This window comes from Brevibacillus sp. SAFN-007a, from assembly GCF_051967035.1.
Lineage (GTDB): Bacteria > Bacillota > Bacilli > Brevibacillales > Brevibacillaceae > Brevibacillus.
Map to the genome: position 1 here is coordinate 183,442 of NZ_JBQCKK010000003.1, position 22,299 is coordinate 205,740.

General features: G+C 56.6%; 26 protein-coding genes. All 26 read right to left on the reverse strand.

Annotated features, from left to right (window positions below):
* Nucleotides 1–54 precede the first annotated feature (54 nt).
* The 26 genes from ACTHO6_RS06110 to ACTHO6_RS06235 all read right to left on the reverse strand — a co-directional run bounded on the left by ACTHO6_RS06110 (nucleotide 55) and on the right by ACTHO6_RS06235 (nucleotide 22,283).
* Nucleotides 55–513 (reverse strand): DUF420 domain-containing protein, encoded by a 459-nt coding sequence (locus tag ACTHO6_RS06110; RefSeq protein WP_440240445.1) that lies wholly within the window; start codon nucleotides 511–513, stop codon nucleotides 55–57.
* Nucleotides 514–548: 35 nt separating this feature from the next.
* On the reverse strand, nucleotides 549–1,439 hold the full coding sequence (locus ACTHO6_RS06115) for a cytochrome c oxidase assembly protein (protein ID WP_440240447.1): 891 nt from the start codon (nucleotides 1,437–1,439) through the stop codon (nucleotides 549–551).
* Nucleotides 1,440–1,743: 304 nt separating this feature from the next.
* Nucleotides 1,744–3,186 carry an NAD-dependent succinate-semialdehyde dehydrogenase gene (locus tag ACTHO6_RS06120; RefSeq protein WP_440240449.1) on the reverse strand — a complete coding sequence of 481 codons (1,443 nt, stop codon included), beginning with the start codon at nucleotides 3,184–3,186 and terminating at the stop codon, nucleotides 1,744–1,746.
* A 25-nt stretch (nucleotides 3,187–3,211) separates the two neighbouring features.
* Nucleotides 3,212–3,715, reverse strand: a complete 504-nt coding sequence (gene paaD, locus ACTHO6_RS06125) for a 1,2-phenylacetyl-CoA epoxidase subunit PaaD (RefSeq protein WP_440240451.1) — start codon at nucleotides 3,713–3,715, stop codon at nucleotides 3,212–3,214.
* Between the two features lie 14 nt (nucleotides 3,716–3,729).
* A complete protein-coding gene (gene paaC / locus ACTHO6_RS06130) occupies nucleotides 3,730–4,563 on the reverse strand; it encodes a 1,2-phenylacetyl-CoA epoxidase subunit PaaC (protein WP_440240453.1) in 834 nt (277 codons plus the stop codon).
* A 17-nt stretch (nucleotides 4,564–4,580) separates the two neighbouring features.
* The gene (gene paaB, locus ACTHO6_RS06135; protein WP_440240455.1) at nucleotides 4,581–4,928 is read right to left on the reverse strand and encodes a 1,2-phenylacetyl-CoA epoxidase subunit PaaB; all 348 of its coding nucleotides are present in this window, start codon (nucleotides 4,926–4,928) and stop codon (nucleotides 4,581–4,583) included.
* 10 nt (nucleotides 4,929–4,938) lie between these two features.
* The gene (paaA, locus tag ACTHO6_RS06140; protein ID WP_440240457.1) at nucleotides 4,939–5,907 is read right to left on the reverse strand and encodes a 1,2-phenylacetyl-CoA epoxidase subunit PaaA; all 969 of its coding nucleotides are present in this window, start codon (nucleotides 5,905–5,907) and stop codon (nucleotides 4,939–4,941) included.
* A 114-nt stretch (nucleotides 5,908–6,021) separates the two neighbouring features.
* Nucleotides 6,022–6,849 carry a methyl-accepting chemotaxis protein gene (locus ACTHO6_RS06145; protein WP_440240459.1) on the reverse strand — a complete coding sequence of 276 codons (828 nt, stop codon included), beginning with the start codon at nucleotides 6,847–6,849 and terminating at the stop codon, nucleotides 6,022–6,024.
* A 101-nt stretch (nucleotides 6,850–6,950) separates the two neighbouring features.
* Nucleotides 6,951–8,135, reverse strand: a complete 1,185-nt coding sequence (locus tag ACTHO6_RS06150; protein WP_440240461.1) for an ABC transporter substrate-binding protein — start codon at nucleotides 8,133–8,135, stop codon at nucleotides 6,951–6,953.
* A gap of 37 nt (nucleotides 8,136–8,172) precedes the next feature.
* The gene (locus ACTHO6_RS06155) at nucleotides 8,173–8,916 is read right to left on the reverse strand and encodes an ABC transporter ATP-binding protein (protein ID WP_440240463.1); all 744 of its coding nucleotides are present in this window, start codon (nucleotides 8,914–8,916) and stop codon (nucleotides 8,173–8,175) included.
* Between the two features lie 11 nt (nucleotides 8,917–8,927).
* Nucleotides 8,928–9,695, reverse strand: coding sequence for an ABC transporter ATP-binding protein (locus ACTHO6_RS06160; RefSeq protein ID WP_440240465.1), 768 nt, complete (start codon nucleotides 9,693–9,695; stop codon nucleotides 8,928–8,930).
* Nucleotides 9,692–10,720 (reverse strand): branched-chain amino acid ABC transporter permease, encoded by a 1,029-nt coding sequence (locus ACTHO6_RS06165; protein WP_440240467.1) that lies wholly within the window; start codon nucleotides 10,718–10,720, stop codon nucleotides 9,692–9,694. Before ACTHO6_RS06165 ends, ACTHO6_RS06160 begins: the two co-directional genes overlap by 4 nt.
* Nucleotides 10,721–11,599 carry a branched-chain amino acid ABC transporter permease gene (locus ACTHO6_RS06170; RefSeq protein WP_440240469.1) on the reverse strand — a complete coding sequence of 293 codons (879 nt, stop codon included), beginning with the start codon at nucleotides 11,597–11,599 and terminating at the stop codon, nucleotides 10,721–10,723. It lies immediately after the preceding gene.
* A 109-nt stretch (nucleotides 11,600–11,708) separates the two neighbouring features.
* On the reverse strand, nucleotides 11,709–12,563 hold the full coding sequence (gene paaX / locus ACTHO6_RS06175) for a phenylacetic acid degradation operon negative regulatory protein PaaX (protein ID WP_440240471.1): 855 nt from the start codon (nucleotides 12,561–12,563) through the stop codon (nucleotides 11,709–11,711).
* Nucleotides 12,564–12,726: 163 nt separating this feature from the next.
* The gene (locus ACTHO6_RS06180; protein ID WP_440240473.1) at nucleotides 12,727–13,140 is read right to left on the reverse strand and encodes a thioesterase family protein; all 414 of its coding nucleotides are present in this window, start codon (nucleotides 13,138–13,140) and stop codon (nucleotides 12,727–12,729) included.
* Between the two features lie 30 nt (nucleotides 13,141–13,170).
* Nucleotides 13,171–14,370, reverse strand: a complete 1,200-nt coding sequence (locus ACTHO6_RS06185; RefSeq protein ID WP_440240475.1) for a thiolase family protein — start codon at nucleotides 14,368–14,370, stop codon at nucleotides 13,171–13,173.
* Between the two features lie 36 nt (nucleotides 14,371–14,406).
* Nucleotides 14,407–15,606, reverse strand: coding sequence for a thiolase family protein (locus ACTHO6_RS06190; protein ID WP_440240477.1), 1,200 nt, complete (start codon nucleotides 15,604–15,606; stop codon nucleotides 14,407–14,409).
* Nucleotides 15,603–16,358 carry a 3-hydroxyacyl-CoA dehydrogenase family protein gene (locus ACTHO6_RS06195; RefSeq protein ID WP_440240479.1) on the reverse strand — a complete coding sequence of 252 codons (756 nt, stop codon included), beginning with the start codon at nucleotides 16,356–16,358 and terminating at the stop codon, nucleotides 15,603–15,605. Before ACTHO6_RS06195 ends, ACTHO6_RS06190 begins: the two co-directional genes overlap by 4 nt.
* Complete coding sequence (locus ACTHO6_RS06200; RefSeq protein WP_440240481.1) at nucleotides 16,342–17,199, reverse strand: 3-hydroxyacyl-CoA dehydrogenase NAD-binding domain-containing protein; 858 nt, start codon at nucleotides 17,197–17,199, stop codon at nucleotides 16,342–16,344. The genes ACTHO6_RS06195 and ACTHO6_RS06200 overlap by 17 nt, the downstream gene beginning before the upstream one ends.
* A gap of 23 nt (nucleotides 17,200–17,222) precedes the next feature.
* Complete coding sequence (locus tag ACTHO6_RS06205; RefSeq protein ID WP_440240483.1) at nucleotides 17,223–17,999, reverse strand: enoyl-CoA hydratase-related protein; 777 nt, start codon at nucleotides 17,997–17,999, stop codon at nucleotides 17,223–17,225.
* Nucleotides 18,000–18,008: 9 nt separating this feature from the next.
* Nucleotides 18,009–18,782: an enoyl-CoA hydratase-related protein gene (locus tag ACTHO6_RS06210; protein WP_440240485.1), complete on the reverse strand. Its 774-nt coding sequence runs from the start codon at nucleotides 18,780–18,782 to the stop codon at nucleotides 18,009–18,011.
* A 49-nt stretch (nucleotides 18,783–18,831) separates the two neighbouring features.
* A complete protein-coding gene (gene paaK, locus ACTHO6_RS06215; protein WP_440240487.1) occupies nucleotides 18,832–20,160 on the reverse strand; it encodes a phenylacetate--CoA ligase PaaK in 1,329 nt (442 codons plus the stop codon).
* A gap of 46 nt (nucleotides 20,161–20,206) precedes the next feature.
* Nucleotides 20,207–20,989 carry an enoyl-CoA hydratase-related protein gene (locus ACTHO6_RS06220; protein WP_440240489.1) on the reverse strand — a complete coding sequence of 261 codons (783 nt, stop codon included), beginning with the start codon at nucleotides 20,987–20,989 and terminating at the stop codon, nucleotides 20,207–20,209.
* A 42-nt stretch (nucleotides 20,990–21,031) separates the two neighbouring features.
* A complete protein-coding gene (locus tag ACTHO6_RS06225; RefSeq protein ID WP_440240491.1) occupies nucleotides 21,032–21,421 on the reverse strand; it encodes a PaaI family thioesterase in 390 nt (129 codons plus the stop codon).
* A 97-nt stretch (nucleotides 21,422–21,518) separates the two neighbouring features.
* Nucleotides 21,519–21,980: a hotdog fold thioesterase gene (locus ACTHO6_RS06230; RefSeq protein WP_440240493.1), complete on the reverse strand. Its 462-nt coding sequence runs from the start codon at nucleotides 21,978–21,980 to the stop codon at nucleotides 21,519–21,521.
* 3 nt (nucleotides 21,981–21,983) lie between these two features.
* On the reverse strand, nucleotides 21,984–22,283 hold the full coding sequence (locus tag ACTHO6_RS06235; RefSeq protein ID WP_005830709.1) for an EthD family reductase: 300 nt from the start codon (nucleotides 22,281–22,283) through the stop codon (nucleotides 21,984–21,986).
* Nucleotides 22,284–22,299 lie beyond the last annotated feature (16 nt).

The following is a 22,299-nucleotide window of genomic DNA, read 5'->3' on the forward strand; positions in this document are numbered from 1 at the left end:
AAGTTTCATTGTATCCAATGCCAAAGAAGCTAGTCAACTTGAAAAGCGTGCGCCCTACCTGCCAAAAATAACATCCAGAACGCCGGCTGTTTCGCCGCCCGGATAAATCAGGTAGAGCAAGATGTACACCGTAGCTCCTGTAATGGCAGTGACAAACCAGACGATCGACGTCCACGGCCCGATCTTTCTATGGGCAGCAAGGTTGTTCTTGTAGGCGTATCGGAGCGTAACCAGCCCCATCACGCCCCCTACCGTCGCCAGCACGATATGAAAAATCAGGAATGTCTGGTAGAGCGGCTTCAAGCTGTCCGGCCCGCCGAAATGCGTGTTGCCGACAAAAGCCGTTCTGGATACGTACGTGAGAAAGAAGATCGTCGCACAGATGGCCGCCCAATTCATGATCTTCCTGTGTCTGTCAATTTGTTTCTTTGCGACCGCATACCAGCCACAAGCGACAAGAATACCGCTGATGACGATAAACGATGTGCTTATCGTAGGCAGCAAGATGGACATTTCTACACCTCATTCAAATAATCTATCTATATTTTTTACGCCCTGCCCTCATCCGTGGCCGGCGTGTTCATCCGCAGGGCAGTTGGCTGCTCATCCATCGGCAAGTCGTCCTGCTTCTCCTGCTTGTACCAGTGATAGAAGACATAGGCGAGTACAGAGCCGTACACAAGCTCCTGCACCAGCTTCATGATGATTCCGCCAAGACGCTGGTCGCTGAAGGTGCTAAGACTCGGGAACAGCTGCGGAGCCGCGATGTACGTCGCATACAACGGATCGGACGCGAAAATAATCAGCGCACAGGCGGGCGTAATCAGCACGCCATTGGCGAAGATGTACGCCAGCTTTTTCAATCCGGCCAGCTGTCTCTTGCTGTCGGACAGCGGGCTGACAATCGGCCACCACATCGCAAAGGCAGCCACGATCAAAACAAGATGGTAGACCGTCATCCATTGGTGGTGCAGAGCTACCGCGTCAAAAATAAACGGGATGTGGTAAAAGGAAAACAGCGTATTGAACAAAAGCGCTGCTACCAGCGGATGTGTCAAAGCTTGCAGCATCGCCTGGAGCGGTCTTGGCCGAAAGATTTTTTGCAGAATCCACTCAGGCATCGCCAAAAGCGCGATGGGAGGCAGGGCAAAATATAAAATCGATTGCTGCAGCATGTGCAAGCTGAACAAGTAATGATGGCCGTAATAGCTGATCGGGCTCCCCTGCGCCGCGTAAAACAGCAACAGGGCAAAAAGAAACAGCAGCTTTTGCCTCGTGGTTGCCGTCGTGGCATTTGCAAAACGTGTATGCAAGGGACCTGTCACCAGGAAATATACCGTAGCGATAAGCAACGTGAAAAGCATCACATCGGGACTCCACAAATCTGAAAAGGATGCCGTCGCGTTCATGGCTGACAGCTCGTGTTGATGCTGACCCATTCAAATCCTCCCTTCCTCATAGTAAAGCCTGGGCTTCGCCACGCAAGTCGTTTGCGAGGCCATCGCTCCCAACAGGGCACAGGTCGCTGACCGCTTCGCACAGTCTGGCGGAGCTGCGCGTAATGTCGATGGGAATTTTGGAAAATGCGAATCTACCTACTAAGGGTGCCCTCTATCCAATCTCCATTATACCGTTGATTCTCTCTTTCTTTGATAAGAAAAATGAACAAAGTGTTGACAAATGCTCCGGTAAAAAATAAAGAGACCAGATTCCCTCTGGTCCCGTAGAAACACCTTGCTTGGCTTACACTCCGAAGGAAACGAATTTCGTCTCCAGATACTCATCCATGCCGTAGCGGCCGCCTTCACGGCCGATGCCGCTTTCCTTGAATCCGCCGAACGGCGCTTGCGTCTGGGTTGGCGAGCCGTCATTGATGCCGACAATGCCGTACTCCAGCTGCTCTGCCATCCGGAAGCAGCGCTGATTGTCACGGGTGTACACGTAGGCAGCCAGGCCGTAGCGCGTATCGTTTGCTTGCCGCACCACGTCTGCCTCGTCTGTGAAGCGAACGAGCGGAACGACAGGCCCAAACGTTTCTTCGTTGGCAATCTTCATCGCTTCTGTCACACCTGTGATGACAGTCGGCTCGCAATAGAAGCCGTTCGCGTACTCGCCTTCTGTCAGGCGGTTGCCGCCGTAGACGACCTGTCCGCCTTTTGCTTTGGCATCCTCAATGTGCTCCAGCACTTTGTTCAGCGCGCGCTCGTTCACCAGCGGACCGATTTCCGTCTCCTTCAAGCGGCCGTCTCCGACTTTTGCCCGTTTCAGGCGCTCGATCAGCTTTTCGGTAAAGGCATCGGCCACATCTTCGTGGACGTACAGACGGTTTGTACAAATGCACATTTGCCCGGAGTTGCGGAACTTGCTCTCAAACAGCCCTTTGACCGCCGCGTCCAGATCCGCGTCCGGGAACACGATGAACGGCGCATGTCCGCCCAGCTCCATGCTGACGCGCTTCACCTGCTTGGCCGCGCCCTCCATCAGCAGCTTGCCCACGCGGGTAGAGCCTGTAAAGCCGATTTTGCTGAGCTTCGGATTCTCGATAAACTCCTGGCCGATGGATTCCGGCTTGCCGATGACGAGGTTGACGACGCCTTTCGGGAAGCCAGCCTGCTCGATCAGCTCAAATAGACGGATCGCAGACAGAGGAGTCGACTCCGCCGGCTTCAGCACCACTGTGCAGCCCGCCGCCAGAGCAGGAGCGATTTTTCGGGCGACCATGTTCACCGGGAAGTTCCAGGGCGTGATGGCCCCGACTACGCCTACAGGCTGGCGGAGCACCATGATGCGCTTGTTCGGTACGGACGAAGGAATCGTCTCGCCGTAGACGCGCTTCGCTTCTTCCGCGTACCAGACAAAATTGTCCGCGGCGCCCAGCACTTCGCCCTTGGCCTCGCCGAGCGGTTTGCCCATTTCGGCCGAAATAATGCCCGCCAGCTCATCGCGGCTTTTCTTGACCAGTTCGGACAGCGTGTACAAATATTTGGAGCGCTCGCGAGCAGTCAGACGCGACCAGCTGCCAAACGCCTCGTGCGCAGCGTCAATCGCTTTTCTGGCATCGCGCTCATCCCCAAAAGCGGCGCTTCCCACGACTTCGCCAGTAGCCGGATTGACGATCTGTATCGATTCGCCGCCCTCGGCGGAAACCCATTCTCCATTGATATACATTTGCTTGAACTCTCCCACGACTATCGCTCCTCTCACTCTCTGTTCAATAGATTGGCTTTAGGGCCTCAAACGGATTTTTGCAGTGCCGGCAATACAAAATGCTGCGGCATGCGGCAGGGCCAAACAGGTTGTCAATCTGTGTATACGGGGAGTCGCAGTAAGGACAGGCTACTTCCCAGACATCTCCCGGCTTGAAATCAATAGGCGGCGGTGCAATGCCGAAGCTTTTCAGCTTGCCTCTCGCCTCTGGTGCGATGCGATCGGACGTCCAAGCAGGGTCGTAGACAAACTGTACCTCGACTTTGTTGATGCCTTCCGCCTCTACCAGCTTTTCTGCGATGTTCTTTTTCATGATCTCCAGCGCGGGACAGCCGACGAAGGTAGGGAGCACGTCGACGTGTACGACGTCTTCCTCTACCCGCACCTGGTGGATCATCCCCATCTCTACCATGCTGATGACCGGAATTTCCGGATCAGTCACTTGTTGCAGCAGTTCCCAGCATGTCGCTTCCCGTCCATCGTGTACGTGCATTCCTTCTTGCGCCATGCAGATCACTCCTTTTACCAGCCCGCAGCCGGATCGATGCGATACACTTCCGACAAGGTAGCCAACGCCTGCGCCAACTCAGCCGTATGCTGTCCGTAGCGACCGCGTTCCGCCGGCACTCCCGGCTCTCCCGGCCAGACAAGTCCCGCTTTTTCGAAAATTTCCCGGGTCAGCGTCAGCCACTTCTCTCTCAGCTCGCCCTCGGCGGCAATCAGACCACAGCGGACGATGCTGTCTGCGTTCGGACCGAGCTGGCTCAGCTCTCCGGCGTCCTTCCATACCTTTTCAATCGCCGCTTCCAGCCGTTGCCGCGCTTCGGGCGTGCTGTTCGCCAGCTGTTTCAGCCATACTTGCCAGTGCATCAAGTGGTAGCGATGCTCGGTCAGCATTTTGCGGCTGACCAGCGTAAGCGGCACATAGGAGGACTGCAGCAATGCCTCCAGGCGCACTTGCTTGTGCAAGCCGTATACGTAGCTGCGGACAATCGCGTACGCCCAGTCGTAGTGAGGATCGCTGTTGTAGTCGCCTTCCCCGTTTTTGCGCTCGACGAGAATCGCGTTGCGAAACGCATCCGCTTCGCGAAGCTGGGCGAGATCGTCGGCCTTGCCCACGCCAAGCTGCTCCAGCATTTCATAAAACATCACGGCATGGCCCATCATGTCCTGCGACATGGAAGAAAACGCGACGTCCTCTTCGATATGCGGGGCAAGCCCGAGCCATTCCGAGCCCCGATACGCGAGAATAAAGTCGTCGTCAGCCAGTTGGAACAACAGATCGGTCAAGGCTTGCGCATATTCGGGATTTTGCTTCGCCGCTTCTACTGTCTCTACTCGTGAAAAGTCGCCCATGATTGTATCCCTCCTGCTTAGCTGCCGCTTTCCGCATGCTTCTGTTTTTCTTCATACTGCTCCCGGTGATGGCGCCATCTCGCCTGCAAATCCCCGTAGCCTCTCGTCTCCCGGTAGCTCTTGTTGTCGATCCGCTCCAGGAACGGGCGCTCCTCCGGCGACAAGCCGTGAATATCGTCGCGCTTGACCACCCAGATATTAAAGCAAGTCTCGCGGCGCAGGAAGTTCTCCCGCGCCATTGCGAGCGCAACCTCCTTGTTCGGAGCCAGGAGGCTGAATTGATGGACAAACGATGCGTTTACGCTTTTTTGGCTGAATACTTCGTAGATGAAAAAGTCGTTTTTGGTTTCTGTATCCTTGTTCATATCCATTCACCTACCCTACGTGGCGACCGTACGACAGAATCGCGTCGCGCACCCATTTGGTTTCTGCATACGATATTTCCCGAAGGTTCAGACGATGAGCAGAGCGAGGGCCGTTGCCTTTGACGATCTGCTTGAACGCTTCCCAATCAGGCTGCTGGTACACCCACTGATCGTTTTCTTCGTCGAAGTGGATCGTCTCGTCTGGAACGGTGAAGCCCAGGTGGAAAATGCGTGGCAGATACTTTTTCAAGAAGACCTGCCGCAGTTCCTCGTTGGTCTGCGTGCGAATCTTGTAGCGCATATTCGTCGACTGGTTGCTGGTGATCGTGCCATTTTCCGGCGGTCCGAAGAACATCAAGAGCGATGGCCACCAGCGGGTAATGGCTTCCTGCAGCATCCGGCGCTGTTCCTCCGTGCCTTCTGCCAGTTCCAGGACGATGCTCTCGCCATGCTGCGCATGGAATTTTTCCTCCGCACAGATCCGGTGCAAGGCCCGCGCATACGGTGCATACGACGTATCAAGCGACATGGACTGGGTGATGATCGCCGCTCCGTCGACCAGCCAGCCGATCACTCCGGCATCGGCCCAGGTCGGTGCTTCCATGTGAAACACATTGTGAAATTTCAGTCTTTTTGCAAACAAGTCTTGCATCAGGTCTTCCCGCGTCTTGCCGAGCGGAGCAAGCAGATCCTCTGCGACGCGCAGCAAAAGCTGTCCGTGCCCCATCTCATCCTGCACCTTCGCCATGATCGCCAGCTTGCGGCGCAGCGTCGGTGCCTTGGGAACCCATTCCTTTTCAGGCAAAGCCCCCATAATCTCGCTAATACCATGCATCGAGATCAGCTTGATCAACTGGTTCCGGTAATCGTCTGGCATCCAGTCGTCCGCCTCAATCTTTTCTCCACGATCGATTCTCGCTAAAAACGCTTCCATTTTTTCGTTTTCCGTCCGATCAGAACGTTCCATCTGTGTTTGCATGGAGAATACCTCCTTCTGCCGTTGTCCATTATGATAATTTTATAATACGTTTTTGTAACGTTATAATAACATAACGTTATACGTTTTTGCAATACGCTTCCGTCTTGAACCCGCTTATTCCAGCCGCCCGGTCAGTACCGCTGCCTTCTGAAGCTGCTCTGCCATATGCCGCAGCTCCTGCATGACCGCATCCAGCTCCTGTATGCGCGTAGACTGCTGCAAGCTGTGATTCAGCGTCTTTTCCATCTCGCTCGACACCGTGCCGACGAGCGCGTTCATCTCATCCAAAATGCGAAAAATATCTTTCGCCGAAGTCGCGGTCGTCTGCGACAGCTGGCGAATCTCCTCTGCGACGACGGAAAATCCCCGGCCAGCCGATCCGGCCCGCGCCGCTTCCAGCACGGCGTTCAAGCCGAGCACGTTCGAGCGGGTGGAAATGTTGCGGATCAGCTGGTTGATTTTCGTCGTCTCCGCGATCTTCCCCGCCATTTGGCTGGCTGCGTCGCTCAGCGTGTGGCTGGCCTCTGTCAGATGGTCGGCGTCTTTCGCCAGGCTTTCGGTGTGCAGAGCGATGTTCTCCAATGCCCCCGTCAAGTTTTCCGCCAGGTTGCGCAAGCGGTCTTCCTGGTCGGTGGTCACCCCGGTTGCCAGGCACCCCACCACTTGTCCCTGTTCGACAAGCGGATAGCCGACTGCGATGTAAGGAATGCCGTAAATCTCCTTGGAGATCTTCTTCACAACCCGCTTGTTTTCTGCAATCGCCGTCGCATTGATGCTGCCCGGACGCAGCGGGTCCCCCGGTTTGATCCCCAGGTTCAGCCCCTGCGCCGGATAGTAGGCGAGAAACTTTTCCCGGTCGGTAACCCCGACCATGCAATCAAACAGAAACGCTTTTTGCAAAATGGGCGCGACTGCAAGCAAGCTGTTTAACAACTGAGACATCCTTTTTCCCTCCTGAAGCGGGGACGAAAACGGCTATTCTTCCCGCGACCGGCAAGTCTGCGGAAAGAACAGCCATCGTCTCCTGCTGCCTCATCGATTGGCTACTTCACGATCTGGAATTTGCCATCCTTCACTTCGACCATAATCATGCTGTCTTCCGTCAACCCGTTATGATCGTCCGCAGAGAACGTAAATTCCCCTGTTACTCCCACGTACTTCACTTTTTCCAGCGCTTCGCCCAGCTTGGAGGCGTCCCCGCCCGCCTGCTTCAAGCCTTCCACCAGCAGGTTCAAGCCGTCGTAGCCGTATCCGGCAAAGCCGTCCGGCTGCGTGTTGTACGCCGCCTGGTAGCCTTCGGTGAATGTTTTGATGATAGCCGCCTGCGGATCGTTCGGATCGACCTGATCCGGCACCAGGAGCTTGCCCGCTACCATCAGCACGCCTTCGCCCGCATCGCCAACCAGCTCAAGAAACTTGCTGTTGGCCGAACCGTGACTGCTGATGATCGGAATGCCGAGGTTCAACTGCTTCGCTTCCTTCACAATCGTCGCCGGGCCAGGGTTGGTCCCTGCCACGATCAGCGCTTGGGCATCGGTGCCCTTGATCTTGGTCAACTGGGAGCTCATGGACGGGTCTTTCGTTCCGTACTTCTCTTCCGCCACAATCGTAATGCCGTACTCAGGCGCATACTTTTGCAGTTGGGTCGTCCAGCCGCTTCCGTATGGGTTGCTGTCGTTGAGCGTGGCGATTTTGGTAATGCCTTTTTCCTGCAAATATTTAAAAATACGCTTCGTGCCATGCACATCGGTATGCGGCGTTTTGAAAATGCCTGGGCGTACAGGGTTGGTAATCTGGTCTGCCGCTGCCATCGAGATCAAGGGCAGCTTCTCGGCTGCGGCAAACTCCGCCATCCCCAGGGAAGGACCGCTGCCGGACGAACCGAGTACCGCCACGACTTTTTCCTTGGATACCAGCTTCTTGATCGCTTTGACCGCTTCGGTGTTATCCGACTTGTCGTCTTCAAACACCACCTCCAGCGGACGGCCATCGACACCGCCAGCTCCGTTGATTTCCTTGACCAAAAGCTCAACTGCCTGTTTTTCCGGTACGCCGAGCGGGCTGTTCGGACCAGTCAGGGAGAAAATCGCTCCTACCTTGATCGGGTCCTTGCCCGCCGCGTTCTGTCCGTCTCCCGAGGGCTGGGCGCCGCCGCCACAGGCACTCAGCATGACGAGAGAAGCAATCGCAACCGGATACAACCACTTGCCAAACGTTCGTTTTTTCATCGTAAAAACCCCCTTCGATTTTCTATCTTTTTTCCTGTCAGACGGCTTGGTGGGAGTGTCCCAAATAAGCCGACTGCACGCGCGGATCGTTGCTGATCTCTTCCGCGATGCCTTCCAGCATGACCTCTCCCGTACTCAGGACGTAGGCCCTGTCGGAAATGGCCAGAGCGGCGCGGGCATTCTGCTCGACCAGAAGCACCGTCGTCCCCCACTGGGAGCGAATCTCCTGCACAATCGTCAAAATCTCCTTGGCAATCAGCGGAGCAAGGCCAAGCGATGGCTCGTCAAGCAGCAACAGCTGCGGCCGCGATAGAAGCGCCCGGCCGATCGCAAGCATTTGCTGCTGTCCCCCTGAAAGCGTTCCTCCCAGTTGCCACTTCCGCTCCGCCAGAATCGGAAAGCGTTCGTACACCGTCTGCATTTCTTTGGCGATTTCTTTTTTGCTCGTCTTCGGCATCCGATGCGAAGCGCCCAGCCACAAGTTGTCCTCTACGGTCAGCGTGGAGAAGATTTGCCGGCGCTCCGGCACGTGCGCCATGCCGCGCGGCACCACCAGCTCCGCCGGAATCCCCGTAATGTCTGTATCCCGAAACCAGATTTTCCCTTCCTTTGCGCTGTGCAGCCCGCAGATGCAGTTGAGCAGCGTTGTTTTGCCTGCGCCGTTTGCGCCGAGCAGCGAGACGATTTCCCCTTCGTTGACCTGCATCGTAATGCCGTGCAGCACTTCTACGGGACCGTAGCGAGCCGTGATGTTGTCCACCTTCAAAATCGCTTTCTCCATCTGCCTTCCCCCTACTCTTCTTCCGTTCCCAAATAGGCCGCAATCACGCGCGGGTTCTCCTGGATTTCGCGCGGGGTTCCTTCCGCAATTTTCGTGCCCTGATCGAGAACGACGATCCGGTCTGCGATTGCCATAATCATGTCCATGTCATGCTCTACCAGCAAAATCGCCGTGCCGCTGTCGCGAATCTCGCAAAACATCCGGCTCATCTCCGCCGTTTCGGTATGATTCAAGCCAGCCGCCGGCTCGTCGAGCAACAGCAGCTTCGGTCCCGCGACCATCGCCCGGGCAATCTCCATCAGCCTCAGCTTTCCGTACGGCAGACTGCCCGCAAGCTGCTGGGATTCCGTAGCCAGTCCCACTAACCCGAGCCAGGCGTGCGCCTTTTGTTCCATCATTTTCTCTTCTCTTTTGGCTCTGCCCAGGTTCATGCCGCAGGCAAACAGGCTGGAGCGCGTCTTCGTATGCATCCCGACCATGACGTTTTCCAGGACGGTCATATCATCAAACGTCTGGAGGTTTTGAAACGTACGGGTAATTCCCAAACCGGCGTATTCATAGCCGGGGACCCGTGTCATCGGCTTGTTCTGGAAGCGAATCTCGCCTTCCGAGGGGGCAATGACGCCCGACACCATGTTCAGCACGGTGCTTTTCCCCGCGCCGTTCGGGCCGATCAGCGCCAGGATCTCGCCTTCTCGCACCTGAAAATCCACCTGGTTGACAGCTCGCACTCCGCCAAAATCGCGGGACAGCTCTTGCACTTCCAACAAAGTTGTCATGTTGCCGCCTTCCTTTCCACCCGCTCGCCAGACTGCGTCTTCGCGGCTCGTTCTTTTGCCTTTTTGGCTTGCGCTTTTTCATAGGCGGAACGGATACGCGGCACAAGGCCCTCCGGCATGAACATGACGATCAAGACGAGTATGCCGCCGAAGACGATCGTATCGACGTCGCCCTGCAAGCCTGGAATGACTTCGCTGAGCAAAATCAGCCCCTCGCTGATAAAGCCGATCAGTACGGTGCCAATCAACGCGCCCCAAATGCTCGTCATCCCTCCGATGACGACCATCGTGAGAAATCTGATCGATTCGTGCAGTCCGAACGGCTGCGGATCGAGAATCCCCATGTAGTGGGCGTACAAGCCGCCGGAAATGCCGGCGAACATCCCGCTGACCACGAAGGCGTTCAGCTTGAACTTGCGCACGTCAACGCCCATCGAGGTGGCGGCAATCTCGCTTTTGTGAATGGCCCGAAAAGCTCTGCCGACCCGCGAATGCATGAGATTGAGCGAGAACAGCAGTACACCGGTGACGATTGCCCAGATCAGGTAGTACATGGACAGCTCACTTCCGCCGAAGAACGGCAGTTGCGGAATGCTAATCATCCCGCTCGCCCCGCCCGTGACTGGCTCCCACTCGGTAATGCCGATCTGGACGATGTAACCGAAAGCCAGAGTCGCCATGGCGAGATAGTAGCCTTGCAGCCCGGCTATGGCCCTGCCGAGCAGGAAGGCAAACAAACCGGGTACGATTGCGGCGGCGACCAGTCCGACGAGCGGCGACAAACCGTACTTCGTCGTCAGCACAGAGGACGTGTAGGCGCCAATTCCCCAGAAGGCTGCCTGCCCGAGCGAAATCTGCCCGGCAAGCCCCATCACCAGACAAAGCCCGATCGTCACGATGGCATGCAGTCCGATAATAATCCCGACGGAGCGGTAATATTCATCCGGCATCACGAACGGGAATACCACCATCAAGGCGAGATAAATGCCGAAGCCCTTTCCCCATTTCGTCAACAACTGCCTCATCTACAGCCCTCCTTTTCCTACGCTGCGTTCTCCAAAGAGGCCGGATGGCTTCACCAGCAGCATGCCGATCAAGACCAGAAACGCGATGGCATCCTTCATGCCGGAGCTGACGTAGCCAGCCCCGAGCGACTCGACAATGCCGAGCAAAAAGGCGGCAACGGCTGCGCCGAGCGGGTTGCCCAGACCGCCCAGAATGGCTGCGGAGAAGCCTTTGATTCCGAGCAGCACCCCGATGTCGTAGGAGGTCACACTAAGCGGGGCAATGACGATTCCGGCAATCGCTCCGGTGGCCCCGCTGATGGCAAACGCGAGCATGCTCATCTTCGTCGGTGAAATACCCATCAGGCGGGCAGCCATCGGATTGATCGAACAGGCATTGATTTTTTTTCCCAACATCGTCTTTTCCATCAGGTACCAGAGAAAAAACAGAATAATAAGGACAGCCGCCAAAATCCACACGCTTTGCGTAGCGATGGTCACGCCCCCAAATGAGAGCGGCTCGTTGCTCGTAATCGGTGCGAGCGCAAACGCATCCTTGCCCCAAATAAAGCTGGCGATGCCTCGAATCAAGGTGGATATGCCTATTGTCAAAATTATCAAACTAATAGGACTAGCTTTTTTCACATACGCGATGACATACTTCTGCATGATGATACCGATTACCGTCACGGCTATGATGGCAAGCAGCGCTGCAAGCCCGTACGGCACGTTCATCCCGATCAAGGCCACCGTCACCATGCCGCCCAGCATCAAAAATTCTCCCTGCGCGAGGTTAATGACCTTGCTCACGTTGTAAATCGTGATGAATCCCACCGCGACAATCGCATAAATCCCGCCACTGACCAGGCCGTTTGCGACATACTGCAACAGTTCCGTCATATTCGTGCTGTACCCCCTTTTGTTTCGCGTCCCGACAAAACCGCCATCTAAAACGCTTACATTTTTACTAGTGAGAATAGTATTGCAGAAGAAATGCCCTAGCGTGTCACTAGGGCGTTTTCTTCGTCGCAACCGCTTCATGTACGGGTGCAGCTTCATACACCGTCTCGAAGAATCGAACTGCCCCTGGATTTAAAAGCTGATAATAATTTTGGAACAATTGATCGGCTTCTTTGCCTAGCCACAGCTCTGGCAAAAGCTCCTGCGGCAGGTCCGGGTCGATAAACAAAAATTTGCGATATTCGTGGACGAGTTTGGTCTTTTCCACAAAGCAGTGGCTATCCGCCACTTGCTCGCCACGGTTGATCTTCGCGGCCAGCTCTTCAAACTGCTCGCGATACGTATCAATGAATTCTTTGTACTTGGCGTTGATCTCGTCGATGTTCCAGCATTTTTGCACCAGTTGCTTCGGATCGCTCCACCCCAGATGCTCTGCGGTAAAAATCTCTACATGCTCCGTGATCTGGTGCGATTCCGTCAGCTCTTTGACCCGTTCCGCGAGGTTGTTCGGGCTGATCCATGTGCTCGTCGTCAACATCCCGAAGCCCATCCAGCCCAGTTCCTTGCGCAGTTGGTCCCGCAAGGCGCGGCGCTCCTCCGGTATGTTGTAGCTGGCAATGCACCACTTGCCGTCCCAGACCTCTGTCTCGACTTTATAAATGCGGGCCGCTGCTTCCTCCAGCCGCTTTTTCCCGCGTCCGGATACCGAGTAATAGCTCTTGTTGCCTACTTTTCTCGACTCCAGCCAGCCCTGGCGAAGCATCCGGGAGATCGCTGCGCGAACAGCAGGCTCGGACAAACCGAACTCTCCCATGAGCCGGGTCAGGCTGCCGATCCAGATTTCGCTCCCGTAATGACGGACATATTCGCCGTAAATCGTAAAAAGCATGGATTGTGGCTTCACGTTCTTCAACCCCCAGATCGATTCATACCTATTCGCTGTGAAATTGTACCATAATCTCTAGGAAGTGCGTGAATCGATTGAGAGTATGACGATAAAATCGTATTACGTTATTGTAACGCAATTATATTAAAACATTTTGAAAGAGTCAATTTATTCTGGATGTTTATTTTTTCGCGCTGATTTCAGCTTGCAGCGCCTCAAACCGCCGCCTGATTTCGTGCTTGTTGAAGATCGCCTGGGTAAAGGTCCCGACCCCGACGCGGTTGCGGACGGTGTCCGCTGTCACCTCGCACACCACCCGTTTTTCCGTCACTTCCCGGCAAACGGCCTTGAAGGTCACGGTCTGGCCGACTACCGCAGGGCCGACATGCCGAATATCGACAGCGAAGCCGGAGCCTTCCTCATCCTCTTCCAAAAACGGCAAAATCACCTGGCGGCCTGCCCATTCCATGTAGTAGATCATGCTGACGGTCGACATGACCGGATGCACGACCTGGCCTTCAAACGTAGGCAGCATGTCTTCGGTGACGGTCACCGTAAACTCGGCCGTTATCCCCGGTTGCAGTCCTTCCTTCACACGCCTTCGCCTCCCGTCTCCCGCAAGCGCCTATACGCGCTCAATGATGGTCGCAATTCCTTGCCCCACGCCGATGCACATCGCGGCCAAGCCGTAGCGGGCTTCCCGACGCTCCATCTCATACAGCAGCGTCGTGAGGATGCGCGCGCCGCTTGCCCCGAGCGGATGGCCCAGCGCAATCGCTCCGCCGTTGACGTTGACCAGCTCCGGGTTGACCCCCAGCTCGCGAACGCAGGCTACGGCTTGAGCAGCAAACGCTTCATTGAATTCGAACAGCTCAATTTGCTCAAGCGACAGACCCGCCTGCTTCAACGCCTTGTGCGTTGCCGGAACCGGCCCAATGCCCATCACGGACGGATCGACCCCTGCTACTGCGGACGCGACGATGCGCGCACGCGGCTTCAATCCGGCCGCCAAAGCCGCCTCCTGCTCCATGACGAGCAGGGCGCTCGCCCCGTCATTCAAGCCGCTGGAATTGCCCGCTGTGACCGTGCCGTTCGCCTGAAAAGCAGGTTTCAGCTTTTGCAGCTGCTCGATGGTCGTCTCCGGACGCGGGTGCTCGTCGCGGTCAAACAAGGTCACATCGCCTTTGCGCCCTTTCAGTTCGACCGGAACGATCTCCTGCGCCCATTTCCCTTCGGCCAGCGCGCGGGCGTAGTTGTGCTGGCTGCGCAGCGCGAACTCGTCCTGCGCTTCGCGGCTGATGCCGTACTGCTCTGCGACCTTCTCCGCCGTCTCCCCGAGGCTGATCGGCGGGTACAGCTCGTTCATTTTTTCGTTGACCAGCCGCCAGCCGAGCGTCGTGTCGACCAGTTGCTGATTGCCGCGCTGAAAAGCAGTCCCTGGCTTCATCATCACCAGCGGAGCGCGCGTCATACTCTCCAGCCCGCCTGCGATGTACGCCTGACCGGCGCCTGCCTTGATCGCATGGGCACTTTGATTCACGGCTTCCAGGCCGGAACCGCACAAGCGGTTGACCGTTACGCCCGGCACTTCCACAGGCACGCCCGCCAATAGCAACGACATCCGCGCCACGTTGCGGTTGTCTTCGCCTGCCTGGTTGGCGCAGCCCATAATGACGTCATCAATCATCTTCGGATCCACGGCGTTTCGTTCCAGCAGCTTTTGAATGACCAGTGCCCCCAAATCATCGGGGCGCACCTCCTTCAACGCACCGCCAATCCGTCCGATTGGCGTCCGCACAGCATCAATAATCACAGCCGTTTTCATCTTCCACTCCTCCAATGCAGTCGAACTGCTCTTCTGCTACAGCGCTTCTACGAGCGTGGCCAGCCCTTGGCCGCCGCCGATGCACAGCGAGACGATTCCGTATTTTTTCTGGCGGCGGCGCAGCTCGTACAGGATCGTGCCTGCCAGTCGGGCGCCGCTCATGCCGAGCGGGTGGCCCAAGGCAATCGCTCCGCCGTTTACATTCGTCTTCTCCGGGTCAAGCCCCAGCTCGCGCATGCAGGCGAGCGACTGGGAGGCAAACGCTTCGTTCAGCTCGAACAGGTCGATGTCCTCTACCGTCATGCTGACTTCGGCAAGCAGCTTGCGGATGGCGGCGACTGGTCCTATGCCCATGATGCGCGGATCGACTCCGGCGCAGGCAAAATGCACGATTCGCCCCAGGGGAGCGACTCCTGTGCGCTTCACCATTTCCTCGTTCATGAGCAAAAGAGCCGCCGCGCCATCGTTGATCCCCGAGGAGTTGCCGGCCGTTACGCTGCCGTTTTGGCGGAAGGCAGGACGCAGCTTCGCAAGCGATTCGACCGTGGAATCGCGGCGCGGAAACTCATCCGTGTCAAACAGCGTTTCTTCCCCTTTTTTCCCCCGCAACAGGACGGGAATGATCTCGTCCTTGAACAAGCCTGCGTCAATCGCCGCGATCGCGCGGCGCTGGCTCTCGGCGGCAAACAAATCCTGATCCTCGCGGCTGATGCCGAACTGCTCCGCCACATTTTCCGCAGTATCTCCCATGGTCAAATCGCCGTAAAGCGACACAGGCGCCGAGCGCGGCCCGCCAAACGATTCGATCAGCGTCTGGGTGCCGCGCTGATACGGCTGCTCGAATTTTTCCAGGATGTACGGGGAGCGGGTCAAATTTTCTACGCCGCCTGCGAGCATGACCTGGCTGTGTCCTGCCTGGATGGACTGGGCAGCGAGATTGACCGCTTCCAGCCCGGATGCGCACACCCGGTTCACCGTCAGCCCCGGCACCGTCTCGGGCAGCCCGGCCTTCAACAAGCCTACGCGCGCAATATTGATAAACGGCCCCGCCGAGATGACATTGCCCATGATGACGCCATCGACAGCATCCCCGGTTTGTCCCGCTTGCGCCAATGCTCCGTTCAGCACGATGGCTGTCAGATCATCAATGGGTGTATGCTTCAGACTTCCTCCCAGCTTGCCGATTGGCGTGCGTACGGCAGCCGCCACGTATACGTCGTTTCGCCTCATCGTCATGCCTTCACACCTACCTTGCCTTCATAGGTGTAAAAGCCCTGCCCGCTGCGCACGCCGACGCGTCCTGCCAGCACCAGCTTTCGGAGCAGAGGGGCCGGGCGGTAACGCTCCTCCGCCAGGTCGCGCTGCAACCCTCTGACAATCGCAAAAATTTCGTCCAGCCCGATGCGATCCGCCCACTCCAGCGGTCCGTACGGGTAGTTCGTGCCTTTTTTCATCGCGATGTCGATATCGCTGGCCGTCGCCGTCTTTTCCATCAGCGTGAACGCCGCTTCGTTAATAATCAGGGAGAGAATGCGCGGGAAAACCAGTCCCACCTCATCCGCGACGATTTCCGTCTCTTTGCCGAGCGACTGGAAAAAGGCTTCGGCCACTTGAATCGTCGCTGGCGCTGTTTGCAGGGCAGGCGCAATCTCGATCAGCTCCCGCTCCGCGAGCGGCACGAGCGTCCCGAACCCGCACACCCGCTCCGGATGCTGCGCCCAGGAGGCCGCCTCTGTCGCCGTGATGGCAAGCGAAGTCGTGATAATCGGCACCTCGGGAGCCAGCAGGCTGTCCAACGCGCGAATCAGCTCTGCCTTTTGCTGCAAATCGAGATTGCTGACTTCTACCGCAAGCGAAACCGTCCCAGGCTCTGCCGCTGCCTCAGCCATCGAGAGCACCTGATAGCCATTCGCTGCAAAAAGCTGATGAAGCTCTGCAAAAAGCGGACTTGTACCCGCGAGCACGACCGCCTTATTTGTCATAGTCATAGAAGCCTTCCCCCGTCTTTCTGCCCAGGCTGCCGGCCTGCACCATCCGCTGCTGAATCCGGCTGGGCTTAAATCGTCCTTCATGGAAGAAGTCGGTATAGACCGATTCGGTCGTGGCAAAATTGATGTCGATGCCGATCATGTCTTGCAGCTCAAACGGCCCCATTTTGAACCCGCCCGCGCGCTTCATGATCCGGTCGACCTGCTCTACCTCTGCCACCTGGTCGCCCAGGATGCGCAGCGCCTCGTTGTAGTACGGACGGGCGACGCGATTGACGATGAAGCCGGGCGTATCCGTCACCAGCACGGGCACCTTGCCCAGCTCCGTTGCGAAGCGGTACGCTGCCTGCACGTTTTCTTCGCTCGATTTTTTGCCGCGAATGACTTCCACCAGCGGCATGACGGGCGCCGGGTTGAAAAAATGAAACCCGAGAATGCGCTCGGGATGGGGAAGCCCTCCGGCAATTTGCGTGATGGAAATGGAGGAAGTATTGGTGAGCAATAGCGCATCTGCCCGGCAAATCCGGCTAAGCTCGCTGAAAATGCTTTTTTTCAGGTCGAGGCGCTCCGGCACTGCTTCGATGACGATATCGCACGGCGCCAACTGCTCCATCTCCGATACAAGCTTTGCCCGCTCCAGGGTATCTGCCCGCTCCTGCTCGCTGATTTTGCCTTTTTCCACGTCTTTGGCCAATATGGACTGCAAATAGGCAAGCGCTTTGTCCAGCACTGTCTGATTGGCGTCCAGCAGCACGACCTGGTGCCCTTTGCGGATACAGACGAGAGCGATTCCCGCTCCCATCGTGCCCGCACCGATGACGCCTACTGTTTTCGTATTCATTCGACTTGTGCCTCCCTTCATGCCTATCGGCCGATAAAACGGGGAGCGCGCTTTTCCATGAAGGCCGCGACCCCTTCCTTGTGATCCGCTGTGCTGCCTGCGATCTCCTGCGCGTATGCCTCGTATTCCAAAATCTCTTCCAGTCCCATTTCCAGCCCTTTGTACATCGTGCGCTTGATGAGACCAATGGCGCGCGTCGGCAGAACAGCCAGCTTCCGCGCATAGGCTACCGCCTCTTCCATAAAGCTCTCCGCCGGATACACCTGATTGACAAGTCCGATGCGCAGCGCTTCCTCTGCCGATACTTTTTCTCCGGTCATCGCCAGCTCCAGCGCCTTGCCGATGCCGACGATGCGCGGCAGGAAGTAGCAGCCCCCCGAATCGGGAACAAGCCCGATGCCCACAAACGCGTTGACAAATGACGCCTTTTCCGAGGCCAGGCGAATGTCGCAGGCGAGCGCCAGGCTCATGCCTGCACCTGCCGCCACGCCGTTGACTGCCGCGACAATCGGCTTCTCCGTCTTTTGCAACTGAAGGATCATCGGATTGTAGCGCTTGCGCAAAAATCCGCCGAAATCCACGTCTCCGCCGGATACTTCGCCAAGGTCCTGTCCGGCATTGAACGCCCGCCCCGCTCCCGTCAGGAGAATGCAGCGCACAGCGTCATCCTTCTGCGCCTCTTTGAGCGCCGCAACGATTTCCTTGTGCATGACCTCGGTAAAAGCGTTGAATTTATCCGGCCGGTTCAAGGTCACGACTGCTACGCCTTCCGCTACTTCATAAAGAATGGTTTCGTACATGGCCGCCTCCTATTTACCCGTAAACCGGGGTTTGCGCTTTTCCAGGAAAGCTTGCATGCCTTCCTTGCGATCCTCGCTGGCGAGCAGCAGATAGAAGCCGTTGCGCTCGTAATCCATGCCTTCTCCCAGCGGCAAATCGTCTGCTTTGTGTACCGCTTTTTTCATCATCTGCACGGCGAGCGGCGGCTGTGCGGCGATTTGCTTCGCCAGCTTGCGCGCCTCCTGAAAGTACGCCTCTACCGGCACGACCCGATTGACCAGCCCGTAGCGCAGCGCCTCCTTCGCCGAGATCGGCTCGCCCGTGAGCAGCATTTCCATCGCCTTGCGCAAGCCGACCGCGCGGGTCAGCCGCTGTGTGCCGCCTGCTCCCGGCATGACGCCCAGCTTGATCTCCGGCTGCCCGATCACGGCTGTTTCCGAAGCGATGACGATATCGCAGTTCATCATCAGTTCGCAGCCGCCGCCGAGCACGAAGCCGCTGACTGCGCCGATAATCGGCTTGGAGATGAGCGACATCCGATCCCAGACGGCGAATTGGTCCCGCTTCATGATCTCGATCGCGGACGCCTCGGACATCTCGGTAATGTCGGCTCCGGCGGCAAATGCCTTGTCATTGCCGGTCAAAATGATCGCGCGAATGTCCGGATCCCGGTCCATCCGCTCCAGCTCGGCGACCAGCTCATCCACTAATTGTAAATTTAGTGCATTGAGAATCTTCGGTCGATTCAGGGTAATGATCCCGATTCCGTCCTCGCTGGCTGTCTGGATATATTCGTAAGCCATGCGCTATTCACACCCTTTTTTCGCAGGTAGTCGATGGGACAATCGCCTGCTAGATCGCAGCCTGAGCCTTGCCCCGATTGTCGACGATGCGGATTGCTTTTCCTTCGCTGCGCGTCAAGGAGTTCGGCGGTTGAATGCGCAGCACGACGGATACGCCCAATGTATTTTTAATCATGTGCCCGATCTCTTTGGCGAGATGGGACAAAGCGACGCTTTCATTTCCGCTGATCTCGCCGGCGTACTCCTGTGTCAGCTCGCAGTGGACTTCAAACCGATCAAGCGCTCCGTCGCGTTCGATCACCACTTGATAGTGCGGTGCCAGCTGGTTGAAGGTCAGCAAAACAGACTCGATCTCTGTCGGGAATACGTTGACGCCGCGAATAATCAGCATGTCGTCCACGCGCCCTTTGATCCGCGACATGCGCATGGTCGTGCGGCCACACTTACAGGGCTCCGGATTCAGCGACGCAATATCGCCTGTGCGATAGCGGATCACAGGGAACGCTTCTTTGGTCAAGGAGGTAAAGACAAGTTCGCCTTCCTGTCCGTAAGGCAGCACTTCGCCTGTATTCGGATCGATGATTTCGGCGTAAAAATGGTCTTCGGCAATATGCAGTCCATCTTGCGCTTCGTGACATTCAATGGATACGCCTGGACCCATGACTTCGCTCAAGCCGTAAATGTCCACCGCTTTAATATCCAGCGCTTCTTCCAGTTGTACACGCATTTCCTCCGACCATGGTTCCGCCCCGAAAATTCCGTATTCGACGCTGGTTTCCCGCGGATTGATGCCTTGTTTTTTCATTTCCTCGACGATGTTCAGCACGTAGGAAGGAGTCGCTGCGATCCCGCGCGGCTGGAAGTCCTCGATCAGCGTAATCTGGCGGGACGTATTGCCGCCCGATACAGGAACGGCAACTGCCCCGAGATACTCGATGCCGTTATGCAGGCCAAGCCCTCCCGTGAACAGGCCGTAGCCGTACGCATTGTGGAAAATGTCCCCTGGCTTGCCGCCGGCACAGCAGATCGCGCGGGCCACGATTTCCGCCCAGTTTTCCAGGTCCTTTTTCGTATAGCCGACAACGGTCGGTTTGCCTTTGGTCCCCGACGATCCGTGAATGCGGGCGACTTCCTTCATGTCTACCGCAAACAGCTTGAACGGGTAATTTTCCCGCAGGTCCGTTTTTTTCATGAACGGCAGCTTGCGGATGTCTTCGATGGACTGGATGTCTTCCGGTTTTACCCCTGCTTCGTCAAACGCTTTTTGATGAAACGGCACTCGCTCATAGACGCGTGCGACCGTTTCCTTCAAGCGTTCCAGTTGGAGCTGAGTCATTTTTTCTCTTGACAGCGTTTCCATTTCGATGTTAAAGATCATGCCGTTTCCCTCATTCCGTAACGTTATGTCTTTGCATGCTTGCTGCTTATTCGCCCTTGAATACAGGCTTGCGCTTTTCGCGGAACGCTTCCAGCGCCTCCAGGCGGTCTTTTGTCGGAATAATGACCTCGTAGCACATCGTTTCCATATCCAGTCCCGTTTGCAAATCGACGCTGCTGCCGCGGTCGATCGCTGCTTTTGCCTGATAGACGGCGAGCGGCGCGTTGCCTAGAATTTCATGGGCCAGCGTCATTGCCAGTTCGTGCAATTCCTCTCCATCGCGGGCTACCCCATTTAGGATGCCCAGGCGGCAGGCTTCCGTCGCCTGAATACGGCGTGCCGTCAAAATCAGTTCCTTGGCCTTGGACGGACCAATCAGCCGGGATAAACGCTGCGTGCCTCCTGCTCCCGGAATGATGCCCAGGCTCACCTCGGTCAGCCCCATCTTGGCGTCTTCTACTGCGTAACGGAAGTCGCAGGCAAGCGCGAGCTCGAAGCCTCCGCCAAAGGCAAAGCCGTTAATCAGCGCGATCGTCGGCTGCGGCAGACGCTCCAATGCGGTAAACACATCGCGAATTTTGCGGACGTTGCGCCGTACTTGCTGCTCGCTTAACGTGCGGCGTTCTTTCAAATCCGCCCCTGCGCAAAACGCCCGGCCTTCGCCTTTTATCAGCAGGACGCGGATGTCTTTTGACTCCAGCCGCACCTGCTCGATCAGGTCACCCAGACGCTCCAGCGTATCGTAGTTCAGTGCATTCAGCTCATCCGGACGGTTCAGCGTGATGATTGCCACGTGGCCGTCTCGTTCAAAGCGAACGGTTTCCTCCATGCCCTGCCTCTCCTCCTTGTGCAACCATTTCCTCCCTGGCGGTTAGCGGTTCGGGTTGACCCGCGCATACGTTCCTGTCGCAAAAGCAACCAGCTTCCCGTCGCAGGTCACGCGCGCTTCCATGATAATCAGGCTTTTTCCCTGCTTCAAAACGCGCGACTCGGCTTCCAGCCGCTCTCCGCGGGCAGGATGCAAGTATTGAATTTTGCTCTCTACCGTGACACATTGTTGCACGCCGTCTACATGAGGAGCGGCTCCATGTCCCATCGCTACATCGGCCAGTGTCGCCGTTACGCCTCCGTGTACGACGCCATCGATGCTATTGAACAGCTCAGGGCGAATTTTCAACGCTACCTTGCAGCCCTGTTCATCTCGATGCACGACTTCTATGCCCAGGTAGTGGTTAAACCGATTGCGGATTTCCACTTTCATCCTCTCGCCCCCGTGTATGGTATCCTCGTGAAACAGTGAAAGGAGCCTGTGCTCCTGGCATTCGGCTTCCTTTCCCTGTCTGATTTTCGCATTTGATTTACTTCGATTCGTCAATCGCGACGAAGTATTCGTTTTTCCGATACGCCAGGGCGTCCAGTGTCGCTACCAGGCCATGCTCGGTTTCTACACGGATGCGGTACCAGGCTGTCCGGTTGTTTTTCTTCTCCTCCGTAGCGGTTGCCACCAGTCGGTTGCCTTTCATGGCGGCGGCCAAAAAACCGATGTTCATGGACAAGGCTACGGAAGTTTTGCCGTAGGAATTACAGGCTGCTGCGAAAACAAAATCAGCCAGCGAGAAAATGATAGCGCCATGCGCTGTGCCGTGCGCGTTCAACATGTGCTCGGCTACGGTCAGTTCCGCTGTGGCCGTCCCTTCGCCAAGCTCAAGCAGCTTGACACCCAAAAATTGGGCAAATTGGTCTTGTTGCAGCTTTTCGCAAATTTCATCGTAGTGCTTGCGGTGAAGCTCCCGCTCGTCGACAAACGTTTTCCCGCTCATCGCTTAGACCACTTCGGCAAAGTGCATGGACACCACTTGACCGGCAAATCCACGCAAGTCTTTTCCTGCTGCACGACCCTCTGGCGATGACAACGCTTCCAACAATGCTTCTTTCGTTTCAAAGTACATTTCTGCAATCAGGTGCAGGTCGGATTCGCCCATTGGCGTGCCGTATACCTTGCTCACTTCCATCTTCACCAGGCCGGGCATTTTTTCAGCGAGTGCAGCGTGTACTTCGAAATAGTGCTTGTCAAAAGCTTCGATATCTTCCGGCTTGCGATAAATAGCTACCAATTTGACCATTGCGATCCCTACTTTC